The sequence below is a fragment of the Streptomyces sp. SID14436 genome (genome assembly GCF_010548465.1).
Taxonomy (GTDB): Bacteria; Actinomycetota; Actinomycetes; order Streptomycetales; family Streptomycetaceae; genus Streptomyces.
In genome coordinates this window covers 1-16,308 of the sequence record NZ_JAAGMD010000340.1, presented here as the reverse complement: position 1 = coordinate 16,308, position 16,308 = coordinate 1, and the positions used below count along the sequence as shown (strand labels likewise).

The window sequence follows — 16,308 nt, the reverse complement described above, 5'->3', positions numbered from 1 at the left end:
CGACCTCGGCGGGGCGGCAGCCGGACTGCTCGGCACGGCCGCCGAGCGGACGGCCCCGCCCCGCCCGCTGCGGACCCGGCTCGGCCCCCTTACCCCGATCGCCGTGCGCACCGCCCTCGGCTGCGCCCTGGCCGGCTACGCCTCCCTCGCCCTCGGGATCGGCCGCCCCTACTGGGCCCTGGTCACCGCGGCCTCGCTCTACCAGGCCAACATCACCCTTACCTGGGGCCGTACGGTGCAGCGCGTGGTCGGCAACCTCCTCGGCGTGCTGCTGTTCGCCACGGTGGCGCCGCTGGCCCACCTGAGCCCGCTCGCCCTGGTGCTGTGCTGCCTCGCCTTCAACTTCGGCGCCGAGGCCCTCATCAGCCGCAACTACTGGCTCGGCACTGTCTGCGTCACGCCCCTGGCGCTGCTCGTCACCGAGTTCGCGGGCCACCAGCGGACCGACGCCCTCGTTGCCGAGCGGGTGATCGACACCCTCGTCGGCGCCCTGGTGGGCTTCGCCGCCGCCCTGGCCGTCACCAACCGGCGCGCCGGCAGCCGGGTCGAGCACGCCCTCGCCGCCGCCGACGCCGCGCGCGAGGACACCGCCCGCATCCTGGCCGGGCCGCAGCCGGACCCGGTGGCCCTGGAGGAGGCCCGCCGCCGGCTCACCGCCGCGCTCGTCGGCCTCCGGGACGCGGCCGACGCCGCCGCGGGCGAATGGTGGCAGCGCGCGCTGCCCCAGGAGCGGGTGGTACGCGCCGAACAGGCGGGACACCGTACGCTCGCCGCGACGGTACGACGCCAGGGACTGCTCGCGGGTTCCGGCACGGGCACACACACGGAGGACGCACGGCCATGACGGCGACCGCAGGACCATCGGCCACCGGAGGAGCCCCGGCGCCCGAGGGTGACATGACGGGCTTCCCGGCGGGCGCCGGCCGTGACGACACGGTCGCCGCGGTCGTCCGCCAGTGGCGGGCCGTCCACCCGGACCTCGACACCGGTCCGATGGAGGTCATCGGACGCATCAACCGGTGCGCCGCCCTCCTCCAGCAGGCCGAGGACGCGCCGTTGCGCCGGGCGGGTCTGACCCGGCCCGAGTTCGACCTGCTGGGCGCGCTGCGCCGCACCGGGCACGAACTGACCCCGGGGGACCTGGCCCGCGAGACGTTCTCCTCGGGGGCCGCCGTCACCAAACGCCTGAAGCAGCTCGGGGAGCGCGGGCTGGTGGAACGCCGGGGCGACACCCGCGACCGGCGCGTCACCCACGTGCGTCTCACCGCGGCGGGACGCGACCTGGTCGACGCGGTCCTGCCGGTGCAGCTGACCTACGAGAGTGCCGTGCTGTCCGGACTGGACGGGCCGGAACTCGGCGAGCTGGCCGCACTGCTCGGTGCCCTGCTGGGCCAGCTGGAGGGACGCCTGGGCGCGCTGCGCGCGTGACCCGCGGCGCGGCAGCGGTCAGACCCCGCCGTCCGCCGCCCGGTACACGCCGAACACGGCCCCCTGCGGGTCGCGCAGGACGGCGATGCGGGGCCCGCCGTCGGGGAGCGAGGCGGGCTCCATCAGCACGGTGCCGCCCGCGCGGGTGGCGGTCAGGGCGGTGTCGTCGACGTCGGCGGCCGCGAAGTAGGGCAGCCAGTGCGCGGGGACCTCGTGCGGGAACTTCTCGTCCATGGTCACCATGCCGCCGAACCGTTGGCCGCCGATGCTCCACCGCGGATACCGCCGGTCCAGGTCCGTGGTCCAGCCGAACACGGCTCCGTAGAAGCCGGCGGAGGGCCGCGGCGCGCGGGTCAGCAGTTCCACCCAGCCCAGCGTCCCCGGCGCGTTGAACCGCCCGGCGCCCGGGAACGACTCCGGCTGCCAGAGCTGGAACACGGCCCCGCCCGGGTCGGCGGCCACCGCGAAGCGGCCCACGTCGAACACGTCCATCGGGCCGAGGATCACGCTCCCGCCCTCGGCGAGGACCCGGCGCAGGGTGGCCTCGGCGTCGGTCACCGCGAAGGAGACGGTCCAGGCGACGGGCTGGGACTGCTGGAAGAGCGGCGCGAGCGCGGCGACCGCCGCGTCGTCGAGGTGGGCGACCGTGTACCCGCCCGCCTCCTGGCGGTCGTCGGTCTCCGGACGCCAGCCGAACAGCCGGGTGTAGAACCGCTTGGCACCCTCCAGGTCGCTGGTCCCGAGCTCCGCCCAGCAGGGCCCGCCGGTCACCGGCTCGGTCAGCTCCATGACACACCTCCCGCGTGACCCCCCGGCCGCCCTCTCCAGCACGCTAAGCGGAGGCTCGCGGTCCGGCCATCCCGGCGCGACTCGCGGCGGACGGCGCCGCCGCGGGCAGGGCGCATCGCACCCGGCGGGATCAGATCCCCGGCCGGTACCGCAGCGGATGATCGGCCGGCGTCTCCACCAGGACGATGGGGGTGCCGTCCGGGTCCGCGATCCACATCTCGATCAGTCCCCACGGTTCGCGCACCGGGGGCCGGACGATGTCCACGCCCCGCTCCCGCAGCTCCGCGTGCGCCGCGGCGACGTCCTCGACCTGGAGCCACAGCCGGACCGACGGGGACGGCGCCGCGTCCGAGCGGCCCGACAGCTCCAGGAACCCGCCGCCGAGGAAGTACACGGTGCCCCGCTCGGGACCGGTGCCGAACTGGCGGTACACGGCGAGCCCGAGCCGCTCGCCGTAGAAGACCCGGGACCGCTCGGGATCGGAGGGGCGGAGGAGGACGCGGCTGCCCAGTACGTGCACCATGCGGCCGAGCGTAGTGGCCGCGCTAGTCTCGTCCTGGCCGAGCCGCGCCCCGACGTGGCGAAGACGCACAGAGCAACCGGAGAAGCGCCCCATGGAATCCGCCGCCACCGCTCCCCTGACCTACCGTGACGCCACCGACGCCGACGTGGACGAGCTCGTCGCGCTGATCGAGTCGGCCTACCGGGGCGACGCCAGCCGGGCCGGGTGGACCACCGAGGCGGACCTCCTGGACGGGCAGCGCACCGACCCGCAGGGCGTGCTGGAGGTCATCAAGGCCCCGGACAGCCGGCTGCTGACCGTCGAGCGCGACGGCCGCATAGTCGCCTGCTGCCAGCTGGAGCGCCGCGGCGAGCAGGCCTACTTCGGGATGTTCGCGGTCAGCCCCGCGCTCCAGGGCGGCGGACTCGGCAGGACGGTCATCGAGGAGGCCGAGCGGCAGGTCCGCGAGAGCTGGGGCGCCCGCGAGATGCACATGACCGTGATCACCGCGCGCGAGGAGCTGATCGCCTGGTACGAGCGGCGCGGCTACCGCCGTACGGGACGCACGAGCCCCTTCCCGTACGGCGACGAGCGCTTCGGCATCCCGCGGCGCCCCGACCTCCGGTTCGAGCTGCTGGTCAAGGAGCTGGGCTGACCGTCACGCGGTGAACCGGCCGGTGCGCTTGATGTCGGGATAGTCGGTGGTCGCCCCGTCCAGGCCGAGGGCGCGCACCAGCCTCAGGTGGTCCTGGGTGTTCACGACCCAGCCGATGATCCGCAGGTCCGCCTTGCGCGCGTGCTCCACGATCTCCAGGGTGAGCCGGCGGATGTTCAGGCACACCGTGGAGGCGCCGGCCGCCACCGCGCGGTCCACGACGTCCGTGCCGGTGGGGGTCCCCCCGCTCGAGTCCGTCCGGGGGTGGAGGCTGGACACCAGTGCCGTGCGGACGCCGGGCACCAGCCGGGCGATCTCGGCGATCGCCTCGTCGTGGAACGAGGACACCTCCACGCGCCCGGCCAGATCGCGCGCGTTCATCACCTCGGCCAGGGCGCGGGCCGCCTGCACGTCCTTGATCTCCGCCTGGAGCGGTGCCCGGACGGCGTCGAGCACCTCCTCGAACACGGGGATCCGCTCGCCGCCCCCGGCGTCCAGGGCGCGCAGTTCGGCGAGGGTCTGGTCGGCGATCGCGCCGGTGCCGTCCGTGGTGCGGTCGACGTCCGGGTCGTGCATGACGACGAGGACGCCGTCCTTGCTCAGGTGCAGATCCAGCTCGATGACGTCGAGGCCCGACTCCTGGGCGGCGACGAAGGACCGGAGGGTGTTCTCGGGCTCGACACCCATGACTCCGCGATGACCGATGGTGAGGAAGTTCAAGACTGGACTCGCTTCCGTCGACGGCGGCGGGGGGCCGCGTCCCTGCGGCCCTCCTGGACCGTATCGCCTGTGCCCGCCGCGTCCAGAGGATGAACCCTGTTCGCGCACAGCGTCGCCCACACGCGTGATCGACAGGAAAAAGTGCAGTGAAGAAGGGGGTGGGGCAGGATGATTTCCCGAGGTCCCTCTTGCTGAGCGAAACCTTGTATGTATACGGTCTCCATACGCTAGGTTCTCCCGTGGAGTGTGGACGATGACGGAAATTCTTGTGCAAGTGGGTGCGGAGGGGAAGGTTCCTTCGACAGGCAGGGTGGTCGATCACCCGGCATGGCCCGTGCTCAAGGATGCCGTGGAGCGGATCCGCCCCTGGCAGTCCAAGGACGGCTCGATCGACTTCGACGCCGAGGGCGCACCGGACCGCTCCGACGCGGCGAACGCGGTGAGCGAGGTGGCCGAGGCCGTCAAGCAGCTGTCGCCCCTGCTTCCGCACGACCGTGCCTACCACGAGGCCCTGGTCGAGGACCTCGTCCGCTGGGCCGAGGGCGGCTTCCAGGTGCCCGACTTCCTCGACTCCCTGATGGCCTTCCAGCCCGCCGAGCAGCGCGAGGACGGCCTCCAGCACCTGGTCGTCTTCCCGATGTACACCCAGAACGGCAACCCGGACCGCAACCTGGAGGCGGTCGTGCTGCGCATGGTCTGGCCCGACTGGCTGGCCGAGCTGGAGCGCACCCGCTACGACAACCCGCTGTTCTGCGGCATCACCTTCGAGGACTTCACCTCGGGCTACGACACCAACTCCGCGGTGCTCTTCCCCGAGACCATCGCCGTGCGCGAGGCCCCCGAGCGCTTCACCTGGGGCGGCATCTTCTGCGACCGCGAGGCGGCCCGCTTCCGCCGCGTCACCGCCGCCGCCGTGGACATCCTGGGCCTGGAACTGCCCGAGGACGTCGCGGCCATGGTCCACGACCAGAAGCGCTGCGAGGAGGCCTTCGTCCTGTGGGACATGGTCCACGACCGCACCCACAGCCACGGCGACCTGCCCTTCGACCCGTTCATGATCAAGCAGCGCCAGCCGTTCTGGATGTACGGCCTGGAGGAGCTGCGCTGCGACCTCACCGCCTTCAAGGAGGCCGTCAAGCTGGCCGGTGAGGGCGTCCCGCAGGCCCGTGACGTCCAGGTCGCGGTGCTGTTCGACCGGATGTTCCGCTTCCCCGTCACCGGCGAGCGGGTCCGCAACTACGACGGCCTCGGCGGGCAGCTGCTCTTCGCCTACCTGCACAAGCACGACGTGGTCCGCTGGACCGACAACAAGCTGACCATCGACTGGGAGCGCGCCCCGCAGGTCACCAATCAGCTGTGCGCCGAGATCGAGAAGCTCTACCGCGACGGCATCGACCGTCCCAAGCTGGTCCACTGGTTCGCCGGCTACGAACTGGTCTCCACCTACCTGTCCCCGCACCCGGGCTCCACCTGGGCCAAGGGCCCCGACGCCCTCGACCTGACGCTGCCGCCGCGCAAGCTGGTCGACGAGGTGCTGCCCGACGAATTTCCGCTGAGCATGTTCTATGAGGCACTGTCCAAGAAGCTGAAGCACGTGATCGCCTCCACCAAGGGCATCACGGCGGACAGCGCCGAGCGGGTCGCCGCGTGAGCGATCTCGTTCACACCACTGCTCAGGAGGCGAGGAACATGGGGCACGGGGCGCTCGACGGTGCGGTGATCGCGGTGGCCGGCGCGGGAGGACCCGCGGGACGGGCGGCACTGCTCAGGCTGGCCGAGGCGGGAGCGACCGTCGTCGGCTCGGACAACGACCCGGAACGGCTGGCGGAGGCCGTCGACGCGGCGCGCTACGCGCACGGCGGCGCCACCGTCACCGGTGACACGGTGGACCTGCTGGACCTGGAATCCACCCGCGAGTGGGCCGCCCGCACCGAGAAGGAGTTCGGCCGGGTCGACGGCCTGGTCCATCTCGTCGGCGGCTGGCGGGGCAGCGAGACCTTCACCAAGACCAGCCTGGACGACTGGGACTTCCTGGAGCTGCTGCTGGTGCGCACCGTGCAGCACACCTCCCTCGCCTTCCACGAGGCGCTCCAGCGCAGCGACCGCGGCCGCTACGTGCTGATCAGCGCGGCGGGCGCGACGAAGCCCACCGCCGGCAACGCCGCCTACGCGGCGGGCAAGGCCGCGGCCGAGGCCTGGACGCTGGCCATGGCCGACTACTTCCGCAAGGCCGGGGGCGAGCAGGGACCGACATCGGCGGCTGCGATCCTGGTCGTGAAGGCGTTGGTGCACGACGCGATGCGCGCCGACCGCCCCAACGCGAAGTTCGCGGGCTTCACGGACGTCAAGGACCTGGCCGAGGCCATCGTCGGGGTCTGGGAGAAGCCCGCCGCGGAAGTGAACGGAAACCGTCTGTGGCTGACCGAGAAGCCGTGAACCCGCCGAGGACCGACGCGCGTCGTCATCACGACCCGGACGTCCGCGGCTTCGCCAGCGACAACTACGCCGGCGCCCACCCGGAGGTGCTCGCCGCCCTGGCCCTGGCCAACGGCGGGCACCAGGTGGCGTATGGCGAGGACGCCTACACCGAGAACTTCCAGCAGGTCGTGCGCAGCCACTTCGGCCCCACGGCCGAGGCGTTCCCGGTCTTCAACGGCACCGGCGCCAACGTGGTCGCCCTCCAGGCGGTCACCGACCGCTGGGGCGCGGTGATCTGCGCCGAGAGCGCCCACATCAACGTGGACGAGGGCGGCGCCCCGGAGCGGGTCGGCGGCATCAAGCTGCTCACCGTGCCGACCCCGGACGGCAAGCTCACCCCCGAGCTGATCGACCGGCAGGCGTACGGCTGGGACGACGAGCACCGCGCGATGCCGCAGGTGGTCTCCATAGCCCAGGCCACCGAGCTGGGCACGGTGTACACCCCGGACGAGATCCGGGCCATCTGCGAACACGCGCACGCGCGCGGCATGAAGGTGCACGTGGACGGCTCCCGGCTGGCCAACGCGGCCGCCACGCTGGACGTGCCCCTGCGCGCCTTCACCAACGCGGTCGGCGTCGACCTGCTCTCCCTGGGCGGCACCAAGAACGGCGCCCTCTTCGGGGAGGCCGTCGTCGTCCTCGAGCCGGACGGGATCCGGCACATGAAGCACCTGCGCAAGCTGTCCATGCAGCTCGCGTCCAAGATGCGTTTCGTGTCGGTGCAGCTGGAGGCCCTGCTGGCCCGGGACCTGTGGCTGCGCAACGCCCGGCACGCCAACGAGATGGCCCAGCGCCTGGCCGAGGGCGTCCGCGCGGTGCACGGCGTGGAGATCCTCTACCCGGTGCAGGCCAACGCGGTCTTCGCCCGCCTGCCGCACGCGGTGAGCGAGCGCCTGCAGCAGCGGTTCCGGTTCTACTTCTGGGACGAGGCCGCGGGCGACGTGCGCTGGATGTGCGCGTTCGACACGACCGAGGACGACGTGGACACGTTCGTCGCGGCGCTCAAGGAGGAAATGGCCCGCCTGTGACGGCGGCGCCCGCACGACGGCGGCGCGGCCGGCCCGGGGACGAGGATCCCCGGGCCGGCCGCACCGTCATGTGCGGGACCGACCGGTCCTGCGAACGCGGAAGGCCGCGCCCCGGCCCCGGGCGGGGCGCGGCCGGAGCCGGAGAGTCAGCGGGCCTCGGCGGCGCGGACCTGCTCCGCCGTCGGGGCCGTGCCACCGAGGTGGGCGGGCATCCACCAGGTGTCCTCCGGACCCTTGGGACGCACCGGGTAGGCGCGCTGCGCGGCCTCCAGGAGCTCCTGCACCCGCTCCCGCAGCTGGCGGGTGATCGCGCCCGCGTACTTGTCCTTGGACGCCTCCAGCGCCTCGCCCACACGGATCGTGATCGGGGTGTGGCTGCGCTTGAAGTTGCGCGGGTGGCCCTTGGTCCACAGCCGCTGCGTCCCCCACACGGCCATCGGGATCAGCGGCACGCCCGCCTCCTGGGCCATGCGCGCGGCACCCGACTTGAAGCTCTTCAGCGTGAAGGACTGGGAGATCGTCGCCTCCGGGAAGACACCCACGATCTCACCCGAGCGCAGCGAGTTCAGCGCGTGCGCGTACGCGGCGTCGCCCTGGTTGCGGTCGACCGGGATGTGCTTCATGCCGCGCATCAGGGGGCCGGAGATGCGGTGGCGGAAGACGGACTCCTTCGCCATGAAGCGCACCAGCCGCTTCTGCGGCAGCGCGGCCAGGCCGTTGAAGACGAAGTCCAGGTAGCTGATGTGGTTGCTCACCAGCACCGCTCCGCCCGAGCGCGGGATGTTCTCCGAACCCCGGCAGTCGATCTTGAGGTCCCACACCTTGAACAGTGTCTGGGCGAAACCGATCACGGGACGGTAGACGAGTTCTGCCATGAGCGGGGTGGAAACCTTCCTTCTCTGCCTGGGAAGGAGGAACTCCCAGTCGAAGTTACGCAGCCGTAGGTTTACGGCTCGTGGCTGATGGTGCCCCAATAACGGCGCGGGAACCAGCCCTGCTGCCCGCCTGCCGCGAGATTCTCGTCACGTCGACGCCGTGATCCACCTCGTGCTTTTGCGCCCCCGTGATCCGGTCGCGCGGCGTCGCCGGTCCCGCGGACGGCCCCCAGCGGGAATCATCACGCCTCCCCGGACGCTGCACACAGTGACGACGGCGACGTGCCGTGGCGGCGACGGACGAGGGGAGCGCGCGGGTGCCTGAGAGGGAACGGACGCGGGACGAGGACAGCCCGCCCGGAGCGGCGGAGGCCGGGACACCGGCCGGCGCCGGACTCGGCGACCGCCTCGGCGAGCGCGCCACCCTGGTGCAGTTCTCCAGCGCCTTCTGCGCGCCCTGCCGTGCCACCCGGCGCGTCCTCGACGAGGTCGCCGGCATGGTCCCGGGGGTGACCCATGTGGAGATCGACGCGGAGGCGAACCTCCCCCTGGTACGGCGGCTGGAGATCGTCCGCACCCCGACCGTGCTGGTCCTCGACGCCGACGGCCGCGAGGTGCGCCGGGCCACCGGACAGCCCCGGCGGGCCGACGTGATCGCCGCGCTCGGGGAGGCCGTGCGCGACCGTGACGGCGCGTCGTGACTCATCTCCCAGAACCCCGGGCCGACTTGACTGTGTGTGGCACCTATCGTCAGCCTGACACCATGTCGGAACTCCTTCGCCCCAGGTGGGTACCCGGCCGTCCGGCGGCCGCCGGACGCGCCGCGCCGCCGCGGGGACGGGCCCGGTGACCTGCCGCGCCCGCCCGCACCACCCCGAGTTCCACCCGCAGAAGGACGGTTCATGACGGCACCCTCCGACCTCGGCACCGCCCGGCCCGGCTCGCCCGGCCTGCTGCGCTCCGTCTTCCGGAAGCACGCGGCGGGCGTCGCGGTGATCACCGCGCGGGGCGACCGGGGACCGGTCGGCTTCACCGCCACCTCTCTCGCCTCCGTCTCCGCCGACCCGCCGATGCTCTCCTTCGGGGTCGCCACCGGCGGTTCCACCTGGCCCGCCATCGCGGCCGGCGACCACGTCGGCGTCCACCTCCTCGGCGAGCACCAGCGGGAGCTGGCGGCCACCTTCGCGCGCAGCGGCGCCGACCGGTTCGGCGCGGCGACCGCCTGGCGGGACGGGCCGGAAGGGGTGCCGCTGCTGGACGACGTGCTCGCCTGGATGGTGTGCCGGGTGGTCGCGCGCGTGCCCGCGGGGGACCACCGCATCGTGGTCGCCGAGGTCCTGCTGGGCGATCCGGCGGGCGCCGGGAGCCCGCTCCTGTACCACCAGGGGCGCTTCACCGGACTGCGGGAATGAACGGGGGTGCCTCCTGCTGCGCGGTGGTCCGGTTCCGGTTACGCTGCGTTGCGAAGGTCACAGTTCAAAGCGCTTGCTTAGCGGGCAGGAACTGGGTGTACTGACGAGTAATATTTCGTTCGGAGCGTGGGTCGCCCCGACCGGGATCGGCCGCTTCAGGCGCCTATGCTGCCTGCAGGCAGGCAGCCAGAAATGACGATGCAGTAGGAGAGCCGGCGTGAGCTTGAGGATCGTTGTCACTGTGAAGTACGTGCCCGACGCCACTGGCGACCGGCACTTCGCCGATGACCTGACCGTCGACCGTGACGATGTGGACGGTCTGCTCTCCGAGCTGGACGAGTACGCGGTCGAGCAGGCACTGCAGATCTCGGAGAACTCGGACGACGACGTCGAGGTCACCGTGCTGACGGTGGGCCCCGAGGACGCCAAGGACGCGCTGCGCAAGGCGCTGTCGATGGGCGCGGACAAGGCGATCCACGTCGAGGACGACGACCTGCACGGCACCGACGCCATCGGCACGTCCCTGGTGCTGGCCAAGGCCATCGAGAAGGCCGGCTACGACCTGGTGCTCTCCGGCATGGCCTCCACCGACGGCGCGATGGGCGTCGTCCCGGCGCTGCTCGCGGAGCGCCTTGGCGTGCCGCAGGTGACGCTGCTGTCCGAGGTGTCCGTGGCGGACGGCACCGTCAAGGGCCGCCGCGACGGCGACGCCGCCTCCGAGCAGCTCGAGGCGTCCCTGCCCGCGGTCGTGTCGGTGACCGACCAGTCGGGCGAGGCCCGCTACCCGTCCTTCAAGGGCATCATGGCGGCCAAGAAGAAGCCGGTTCAGTCCTGGGACCTGTCCGACCTCGACATCGACGAGGACGAGGTCGGCCTGGACAACGCGTACACGGTCGTGGAGTCGGCGGCCGAGCGCCCGGCGCGCACCGCGGGCACGATCGTCAAGGACGAGGGCGAGGGCGGCAAGCAGCTCGCCGAGTTCCTCGCGAGCCAGAAGTTCATCTGAGCTGCACGGCTCGGCTCGCTTCCCGCCCCTCACACTTCGCAAGCAGGAGAGAAGAAGTCCCATGGCTGAAGTTCTCGTCTACGTCGACCACGTGGACGGTGCCGTCCGCAAGCCGACCCTGGAGCTGCTGACGCTGGCCCGCCGTATCGGCGAGCCGGTCGCGGTGGCCCTCGGCAGCGGCGCCGCCGCCACCGCCGCCACGCTGGCCGAGCACGGCGCGGTCAAGGTCCTCACCCACGAGGCCGCCGAGTACGCCGACTACCTGGTGGTGCCGAAGGTGGACGCCCTCCAGGCCGCCCACGCCGCGGTGTCCCCGGCCGCGGTCCTGGTGTCGTCCTCGACGGAGGGCAAGGAGATCGCCGCGCGTCTGGCGCTGCGTCTGGGTTCGGGCATCATCACCGACGCCGTCGACCTGGAGGCGGGCGATGAGGGCCCGGTGGCCACGCAGTCGGTGTTCGCCGCCGCCTACACCACCAAGTCGCGGGTGTCGAAGGGCACGCCGGTGATCACGGTGAAGCCGAACAGTGCCGCCGTGGAGCCGGCCGCTGCGGCGGGCACGGTGGAGGAACTGTCGGTGTCGTTCTCGGCGCAGGCGACCGGTACGAAGGTGACCGGGCGGACGCCGCGGGAGTCGACGGGCCGTCCGGAGCTGACCGAGGCCGCGATCGTGGTCTCCGGTGGGCGCGGGGTCAACGGTGCGGAGAACTTCGCGGTGATCGAGGCGCTGGCGGACCAGCTGGGCGCGGCCGTGGGTGCCTCGCGTGCGGCGGTGGACGCGGGCTGGTACCCGCACACCAGCCAGGTCGGGCAGACCGGCAAGAGCGTGTCGCCGCAGCTGTACATCGCCTCCGGCATCTCGGGCGCGATCCAGCACCGGGCGGGCATGCAGACCTCGAAGACCATCGTGGCGGTCAACAAGGACGCCGAGGCCCCGATCTTCGACCTGGTCGACTACGGCGTCGTCGGCGACCTGTTCGACGTCGTCCCCCAGCTCACCGAGGAGATCAAGACCCGCAAGGGCTGATCGTCGTCATCCGCCGTCCGAGGCCCTCACGACCCGTCGCCGGTCGTGGGGGCCTCGACGCGTCCCAGGGTCAGGGACGCCTGCACCGGCAGATGATCACTCGGGAACCGTCCGCCCGGCGCGAACGTGTTGAGCCGCGCACGGTGCACCGTCACCCCGGGCGTGACCAGGATCCAGTCGATGCGGTCGCCGTCCGGCACCAGCGGCCGGTACCCGTGGAATGTCGCGTACGCCCGCCCGCGCCCGGCCGCCTCGTCCCAGGTGTCGCGCAGCCCGGCGTCCAGCAGCGTGCGGTGCACCGGGTTGCGGTGCGCGGCGGCGTTGAAGTCGCCGGTCACGATCACCGGCCGTGAGCGGGCCAGGCCGGTGACGCGGGCGGCGATGAGGGCCGCGGACCGCTCGCGGGCCTCCTGGCGGGCGTTGTCCAGGTGGGTGTTGAGCACGCAGAACTCCCGGCCGCCGTCCCGCAGGTCGCGGAAGCGGACCCAGGTGACCATGCGGATGTGGGCGTTCCCCCAGGTGTTGGACGCGATCACGTCCGGGGTGCCGGACAGCCAGAAGTGGTCGTACTCCACCGGCGTGAGCCGGCGCGTGTCGTAGAGGACCGCCATGAACTCGTCCCGGCTGCCACCGGCCCGTCCGGTGCCGATCCAGTCGTAGGCGGGCCCCAGGTCCGTCGCGATGTCCCGCAGCTGCCCGTAGAGGCCCTCCTGGGTGCCGATGACGTGCGGACGCTCGCGGCGCAGCAGCTGCCGCATCACGGGTCTGCGCGCGGCCCAGCTGTGCGGCCCGGCCGGGCTCGCGAAGCGCAGGTTGAACGACATGACCTCCAGGGGCCGGGCGGGGCCCTCACCGGCCGAGACCGGGGCGGGGGACAGTGCTGTACTGGAGAGCGGAAGGGCGACGGAGGCGGCGAGTGCGGTCTTCAGTCCCAGGCGGCGCGGGACGCGGGCGCGGTGCGGCAACGGAGCTCCTTCGGCGGTGCGGGCGGCTTCCGGCGGGACTCGTGCTCGGGGCGGTGGTGTGCGAGGTGTTCGGGTTCTCCCGGGAAAGACGGTGCCAGAAAGTCGTGAACATGCCGAGATGGGGGAGCGGAACGCGCGGCATCGGGTGTTGACCCCGTGAAAGGTCCCCGGATAACTTCGTTCTACGGATTGTTGATTCCGTATAGCGGAAAACGCGGTTGCGGTTCGGGTCGTGCGGTTTCCGGCCGTGCGGTTTCCGGCAAGGTGGACAGGGCCGACGTGAAGGGGTGCCGGATGGGCGAGGGCCAGCAGGAGCGGGTGGCGACGAGCATCGAGGAGGCCGTCACCGAGGAGATCGGCGCCGCCCTCGCGCCGGTCGACGCCGAACTGGAGCGCCGCTACCCCGGCGACCCGGGCACCCGCCAGCCCGTGCACACGGTCTACGTCCCCGGCGACGAATTCACCGCCGACACCCCGCGCGTCTGGGGCGACCGGGCCCTGGCCCTTCTCGACGAACACGCCCCCGACGCCGCCTCCTTCGCCGCCGCCCTCGGGCTGGACGAGGCCCTGGCCGCGGACGTCCACGAGCGCGTCCGGGCCAAGCTGGCGCGCGAACCGGTCGAGGACCTGCGCGTCGACTTCGAGGACGGCTACGGGGGGCGCACCGACGCCGAGGAGGACCGGCACGCCGCCCGCGCGGCCCGGCTGATGGCCGGGGCCCATGCCCGGGGCGGCGGCGGGCCGCGGACCGGGACGGAGGCGGCGGCCCCCTACGCGGGCATCCGCATGAAGTGCATGGAGGCCCCGGTCCGCGACCGCGGCATCCGCACCCTCGACATCTTCCTCACCGGCCTCATGGAGGCCGGCGGCCTGCCGGAGGGGCTCCAGCTCACCCTGCCCAAGGTGACCTACCCCGAGCAGGTCACCGCCATGGCACGGCTTCTCGACGCGTTCGAGAAGGCGCACGGTCTGGCGCCCGGCCGGATCGGCTTCGAGATCCAGATCGAGACCAGCCAGTCCATCCTCGCCGCGGACGGCACCGCCACCGTCGCCCGCATGATCCAGGCCGCCGAGGGCCGCGCCACCGGCCTGCACTACGGCACCTTCGACTACAGCGCCTGCCTCGGCGTCTCCGCCGCCCACCAGGCCAGTGACCACCCGGCCGCCGACCACGCCAAGGCCGTCATGCAGGTCGCGGCGGCCGGCACCGGCGTCCGCGTCTCGGACGGCTCCACCAACGTCCTGCCGGTGGGCCCGACCGCACAGGTGCACGCCGCCTGGCGCCTGCACTACGGCCTGACCCGGCGCGCCCTCGCCCGCGCCTACTACCAGGGCTGGGACATGCACCCCGGCCACCTCCCGACCCGTTACGCCGCCGTCTTCGCCTTCTACCGCGAGGGCTGCGACCGGGCCGTCGACCGGCTCGCCCGGTACGCCGACCGCACCGGCGGCGCCGTCATGGACGAACCGGCCACCGCCAAGGCCCTCGCCGGATACCTCCTGCGCGGCCTCGACTGCGGCGCCCTGGACCCCGCGGAGGTGGCGGGCCCGGCCGGCCTGACCCGCGCCGACCTGGAGGGCTTCGCCGCCCCTCGGCGGGGGGACCTGACCCCCACCGCCCGCTGAACCGCGCCGCTTCCTGTGCCCGCGGAACCCCTCCCTCGGCCGACACCTGCCGTACCCACTTGCCGCACCTATCGATTCTCGATAGATTTCCATCGTGGTTCGATGGAGGGAGAGGCGATGGGACAACTGACGGTGCTCGCGCTCCGCGTCGTGCTGGCGGCGCTGCTGGCCGGCTCGGTGGGCGTACAGGCCGTGCTGGTGCCGCTGTTGGTGAGCGACCTGGAGGGCCTCGATCCGCAGTACGCCCACCTGCGCCTGTCGCTGCCGCTGGTCGTGGTCCTGGGCGTGGCGGCGGCCCAGGTGGTGCTGGTCTGTGTCTGGCGGCTGGTCACCATGGTGCGGCGCGGCACGGTGTTCTCCCACGCCGCCTTCCGCTACGTGCACGTCGTCATCGGCGCCTTCGTGGCCGCGGCCCTGCTGGTGTTCGCGCTGGGCGTGCTCCTGGCACCCGGTGAGGCCGTGGCGCCCGGCGTGGTGCTCCTGGTCGGCGGGGCCGGCCTGGCCGTCCTGGGCGTCGCACTCGTGGTGCTCGTGCTGCGGATGCTGCTCGCCCAGGCCGTCGCCCGCGACGTCGAGGCGACGCGGCTGCGGAACGAGCTCGCCGAGGTGATCTGATGCCGATCGTCGTGGACATCGACGTCATGCTGGCCCGGCGCAAGATGTCCGTGGGCGAGCTGGCGGAGCGCGTCGGCATCACGCCCGCCAACCTGGCCGTCCTCAAGAACGGCCGGGCCAAGGCCGTGCGCTTCACCACCCTCGCCGCGCTCTGCGAGGTCCTCGAATGCCAGCCGGGCGACCTCCTGCGCTGGGAACCCGACCCCGTCCCGGCGCCCACGACCGCGTCCGCCGGCGGAGCCCTCTAGGCTGTACGCCACACACGGGGTGGCGGGTCTCAACAGGAACGGGGCAGCGGTGTCGGCGGGGGAGAACGGGCGGCCGGACGGGGCCGGGCGGCTGCTGGCGGGGCGCTATCGCGTCCTGCGGCAGCTCGGACGCGGTGGTATGGGCGTGGTCTGGAAGGCACGCGACGAGGTCCTCGGCCGCGAGGTGGCCGTCAAGGAACTGCGCACCTACACCGACGCGGCCGGCCCCGAACTGACCGAGCTGGGACTGCGGATGCGCCGCGAGGCCCGGGCCGCCGCCCGGGTCCGCCACCCCGCCGTCATCGCCGTGCACGACGTCGCCGAGGTGGACGGCCGGCCCCTGATCGTCATGGAACTGGTCGACGGTCCCTCCCTCGACGACGTGCTCCGCGAGCGCGGCACCCTGCCGCCGGCGGAGGCGGCGCGGATCGGCGCCGAGGTCATGGACGCCCTGGCGGCCGCACACCGCGCGGGCGTACTGCACCGGGACGTCAAGCCCGGCAATATCCTCCTCGACCGCTCCGGCCGGATCGTGCTCACCGACTTCGGCGTAGCCACCATGGAGGACCCGGGCGACGGCTCGGCCACCCATCTGACCCGCAGCGGCGAACTCGTCGGCTCCCTCGACTACCTGGCCCCCGAGCGGGCCCGGGGCGCCGAACCGGGCCCCGCCTCGGACGTCTGGGCCCTCGGGGCCACGCTGTACGCGGCCGTCGAGGGAACCGCCCCCTTCCGCCGTACCTCGGCGTTCTCCACCCTCACGGCCATCGTCGAGGAGCCGCTGCCCGAACCCCGCCGCGCCGGACCGCTCACGCCCGTCCTGCACCGGCTGATGGCGAAGGCGCCCGAGGCGCGCCCGGGGGCCGAGGACGCCCGCGACCTGCTGCGGTCGGTGGCGTCGGCCGGCGGAGCACCGGCCCCGGCGGCACCCCCGGCC

19 protein-coding genes are annotated in these 16,308 nt (G+C 72.8%); 14 read left to right on the top strand and 5 right to left on the bottom strand.

Translation table 11 applies throughout. From position 1 onward, the window contains the following. Together G3I53_RS12060 and G3I53_RS12055 are read left to right on the top strand one after the other, a co-directional pair. The coding region (locus tag G3I53_RS12060; protein ID WP_164438324.1) for an FUSC family protein at positions 1–844 on the top strand (844 nt) is incomplete at its 5' end. Further along, on the top strand, positions 841–1,428 hold the full coding sequence (locus G3I53_RS12055; RefSeq protein WP_164339106.1) for a MarR family transcriptional regulator: 588 nt from the start codon (positions 841–843) through the stop codon (positions 1,426–1,428). The genes G3I53_RS12060 and G3I53_RS12055, both read left to right, overlap by 4 nt. A gap of 18 nt (positions 1,429–1,446) precedes the next feature. Here G3I53_RS12055 and G3I53_RS12050 read toward each other — a convergent pair whose 3' ends face one another. Beyond that, positions 1,447–2,217: a VOC family protein gene (locus G3I53_RS12050; protein ID WP_164339107.1), complete on the bottom strand. Its 771-nt coding sequence runs from the start codon at positions 2,215–2,217 to the stop codon at positions 1,447–1,449. Between the two features lie 130 nt (positions 2,218–2,347). Beyond that, positions 2,348–2,740, bottom strand: coding sequence for a VOC family protein (locus G3I53_RS12045; RefSeq protein WP_164339108.1), 393 nt, complete (start codon positions 2,738–2,740; stop codon positions 2,348–2,350). A 91-nt stretch (positions 2,741–2,831) separates the two neighbouring features. On the opposite strand from G3I53_RS12045, the gene G3I53_RS12040 reads away from it, so the two are divergent. After that, positions 2,832–3,374 carry a GNAT family N-acetyltransferase gene (locus tag G3I53_RS12040; protein ID WP_164339109.1) on the top strand — a complete coding sequence of 181 codons (543 nt, stop codon included), beginning with the start codon at positions 2,832–2,834 and terminating at the stop codon, positions 3,372–3,374. 3 nt (positions 3,375–3,377) lie between these two features. Here the strand turns inward: G3I53_RS12040 and G3I53_RS12035 are convergent, their stop codons facing one another. Beyond that, positions 3,378–4,094, bottom strand: a complete 717-nt coding sequence (locus G3I53_RS12035; protein ID WP_164339110.1) for a glycerophosphodiester phosphodiesterase family protein — start codon at positions 4,092–4,094, stop codon at positions 3,378–3,380. 253 nt (positions 4,095–4,347) lie between these two features. Here G3I53_RS12035 and G3I53_RS12030 point away from each other — a divergent pair, with 253 nt between their 5' ends. Genes G3I53_RS12030 through G3I53_RS12020 form a run of 3 tightly spaced genes read left to right on the top strand, consistent with a single transcriptional unit; the run spans position 4,348 to position 7,600 of the window. Continuing rightward, positions 4,348–5,745, top strand: a complete 1,398-nt coding sequence (locus tag G3I53_RS12030) for a DUF6421 family protein (RefSeq protein WP_164339111.1) — start codon at positions 4,348–4,350, stop codon at positions 5,743–5,745. Positions 5,746–5,783: 38 nt separating this feature from the next. After that, positions 5,784–6,530, top strand: coding sequence for an SDR family NAD(P)-dependent oxidoreductase (locus G3I53_RS12025; RefSeq protein ID WP_164339122.1), 747 nt, complete (start codon positions 5,784–5,786; stop codon positions 6,528–6,530). Beyond that, entirely contained in the window at positions 6,527–7,600 is a 1,074-nt protein-coding gene (locus G3I53_RS12020; protein WP_164339123.1) for a low specificity L-threonine aldolase, read from the top strand. Before G3I53_RS12025 ends, G3I53_RS12020 begins: the two co-directional genes overlap by 4 nt. A 146-nt stretch (positions 7,601–7,746) precedes the next feature. Here G3I53_RS12020 and G3I53_RS12015 read toward each other — a convergent pair whose 3' ends face one another. Next, positions 7,747–8,475 (bottom strand): lysophospholipid acyltransferase family protein, encoded by a 729-nt coding sequence (locus tag G3I53_RS12015; protein ID WP_164339112.1) that lies wholly within the window; start codon positions 8,473–8,475, stop codon positions 7,747–7,749. A 317-nt stretch (positions 8,476–8,792) separates the two neighbouring features. Here G3I53_RS12015 and G3I53_RS12010 point away from each other — a divergent pair, with 317 nt between their 5' ends. From G3I53_RS12010 to G3I53_RS11995, 4 genes are all read left to right on the top strand, one after another. Next, positions 8,793–9,176 carry a thioredoxin family protein gene (locus G3I53_RS12010; protein ID WP_343240608.1) on the top strand — a complete coding sequence of 128 codons (384 nt, stop codon included), beginning with the start codon at positions 8,793–8,795 and terminating at the stop codon, positions 9,174–9,176. 201 nt (positions 9,177–9,377) lie between these two features. After that, entirely contained in the window at positions 9,378–9,887 is a 510-nt protein-coding gene (locus G3I53_RS12005) for a flavin reductase family protein (RefSeq protein WP_164339114.1), read from the top strand. Positions 9,888–10,104: 217 nt separating this feature from the next. Beyond that, positions 10,105–10,893: an electron transfer flavoprotein subunit beta/FixA family protein gene (locus tag G3I53_RS12000; RefSeq protein WP_164339115.1), complete on the top strand. Its 789-nt coding sequence runs from the start codon at positions 10,105–10,107 to the stop codon at positions 10,891–10,893. A 61-nt stretch (positions 10,894–10,954) separates the two neighbouring features. Further along, positions 10,955–11,917 carry an electron transfer flavoprotein subunit alpha/FixB family protein gene (locus G3I53_RS11995; protein WP_164339116.1) on the top strand — a complete coding sequence of 321 codons (963 nt, stop codon included), beginning with the start codon at positions 10,955–10,957 and terminating at the stop codon, positions 11,915–11,917. A 26-nt stretch (positions 11,918–11,943) separates the two neighbouring features. Here the strand turns inward: G3I53_RS11995 and G3I53_RS11990 are convergent, their stop codons facing one another. Beyond that, a complete protein-coding gene (locus tag G3I53_RS11990) occupies positions 11,944–12,882 on the bottom strand; it encodes an endonuclease/exonuclease/phosphatase family protein (protein ID WP_164339117.1) in 939 nt (312 codons plus the stop codon). 294 nt (positions 12,883–13,176) lie between these two features. On the opposite strand from G3I53_RS11990, the gene G3I53_RS11985 reads away from it, so the two are divergent. The 4 genes from G3I53_RS11985 to G3I53_RS11970 form a co-directional block, all read left to right on the top strand. Then, complete coding sequence (locus tag G3I53_RS11985; RefSeq protein ID WP_164339118.1) at positions 13,177–14,508, top strand: aldolase/citrate lyase family protein; 1,332 nt, start codon at positions 13,177–13,179, stop codon at positions 14,506–14,508. 117 nt (positions 14,509–14,625) lie between these two features. Continuing rightward, positions 14,626–15,123, top strand: coding sequence for a DUF2975 domain-containing protein (locus tag G3I53_RS11980; RefSeq protein ID WP_164339119.1), 498 nt, complete (start codon positions 14,626–14,628; stop codon positions 15,121–15,123). Next, complete coding sequence (locus G3I53_RS11975; protein ID WP_164339120.1) at positions 15,123–15,371, top strand: helix-turn-helix transcriptional regulator; 249 nt, start codon at positions 15,123–15,125, stop codon at positions 15,369–15,371. The genes G3I53_RS11980 and G3I53_RS11975 overlap by 1 nt, the downstream gene beginning before the upstream one ends. A 49-nt stretch (positions 15,372–15,420) precedes the next feature. Next, positions 15,421–16,308: serine/threonine-protein kinase (locus G3I53_RS11970; RefSeq protein WP_164438323.1), on the top strand; the 888-nt coding region annotated here is incomplete at its 3' end.

Coding starts and splice junctions, on each gene's coding strand:
- G3I53_RS12055 (WP_164339106.1), top strand. CDS start 841: ATGACGGCGACCGCAGGACCATCGGCCACCGGAGGAGCCCCGGCGCCC.
- G3I53_RS12050 (WP_164339107.1), bottom strand. CDS start 2,217: ATGGAGCTGACCGAGCCGGTGACCGGCGGGCCCTGCTGGGCGGAGCTC.
- G3I53_RS12045 (WP_164339108.1), bottom strand. CDS start 2,740: ATGGTGCACGTACTGGGCAGCCGCGTCCTCCTCCGCCCCTCCGATCCC.
- G3I53_RS12040 (WP_164339109.1), top strand. CDS start 2,832: ATGGAATCCGCCGCCACCGCTCCCCTGACCTACCGTGACGCCACCGAC.
- G3I53_RS12030 (WP_164339111.1), top strand. CDS start 4,348: ATGACGGAAATTCTTGTGCAAGTGGGTGCGGAGGGGAAGGTTCCTTCG.
- G3I53_RS12025 (WP_164339122.1), top strand. CDS start 5,784: ATGGGGCACGGGGCGCTCGACGGTGCGGTGATCGCGGTGGCCGGCGCG.
- G3I53_RS12015 (WP_164339112.1), bottom strand. CDS start 8,475: ATGGCAGAACTCGTCTACCGTCCCGTGATCGGTTTCGCCCAGACACTG.
- G3I53_RS12005 (WP_164339114.1), top strand. CDS start 9,378: ATGACGGCACCCTCCGACCTCGGCACCGCCCGGCCCGGCTCGCCCGGC.
- G3I53_RS11995 (WP_164339116.1), top strand. CDS start 10,955: ATGGCTGAAGTTCTCGTCTACGTCGACCACGTGGACGGTGCCGTCCGC.
- G3I53_RS11985 (WP_164339118.1), top strand. CDS start 13,177: ATGGGCGAGGGCCAGCAGGAGCGGGTGGCGACGAGCATCGAGGAGGCC.
- G3I53_RS11980 (WP_164339119.1), top strand. CDS start 14,626: ATGGGACAACTGACGGTGCTCGCGCTCCGCGTCGTGCTGGCGGCGCTG.
- G3I53_RS11975 (WP_164339120.1), top strand. CDS start 15,123: ATGCCGATCGTCGTGGACATCGACGTCATGCTGGCCCGGCGCAAGATG.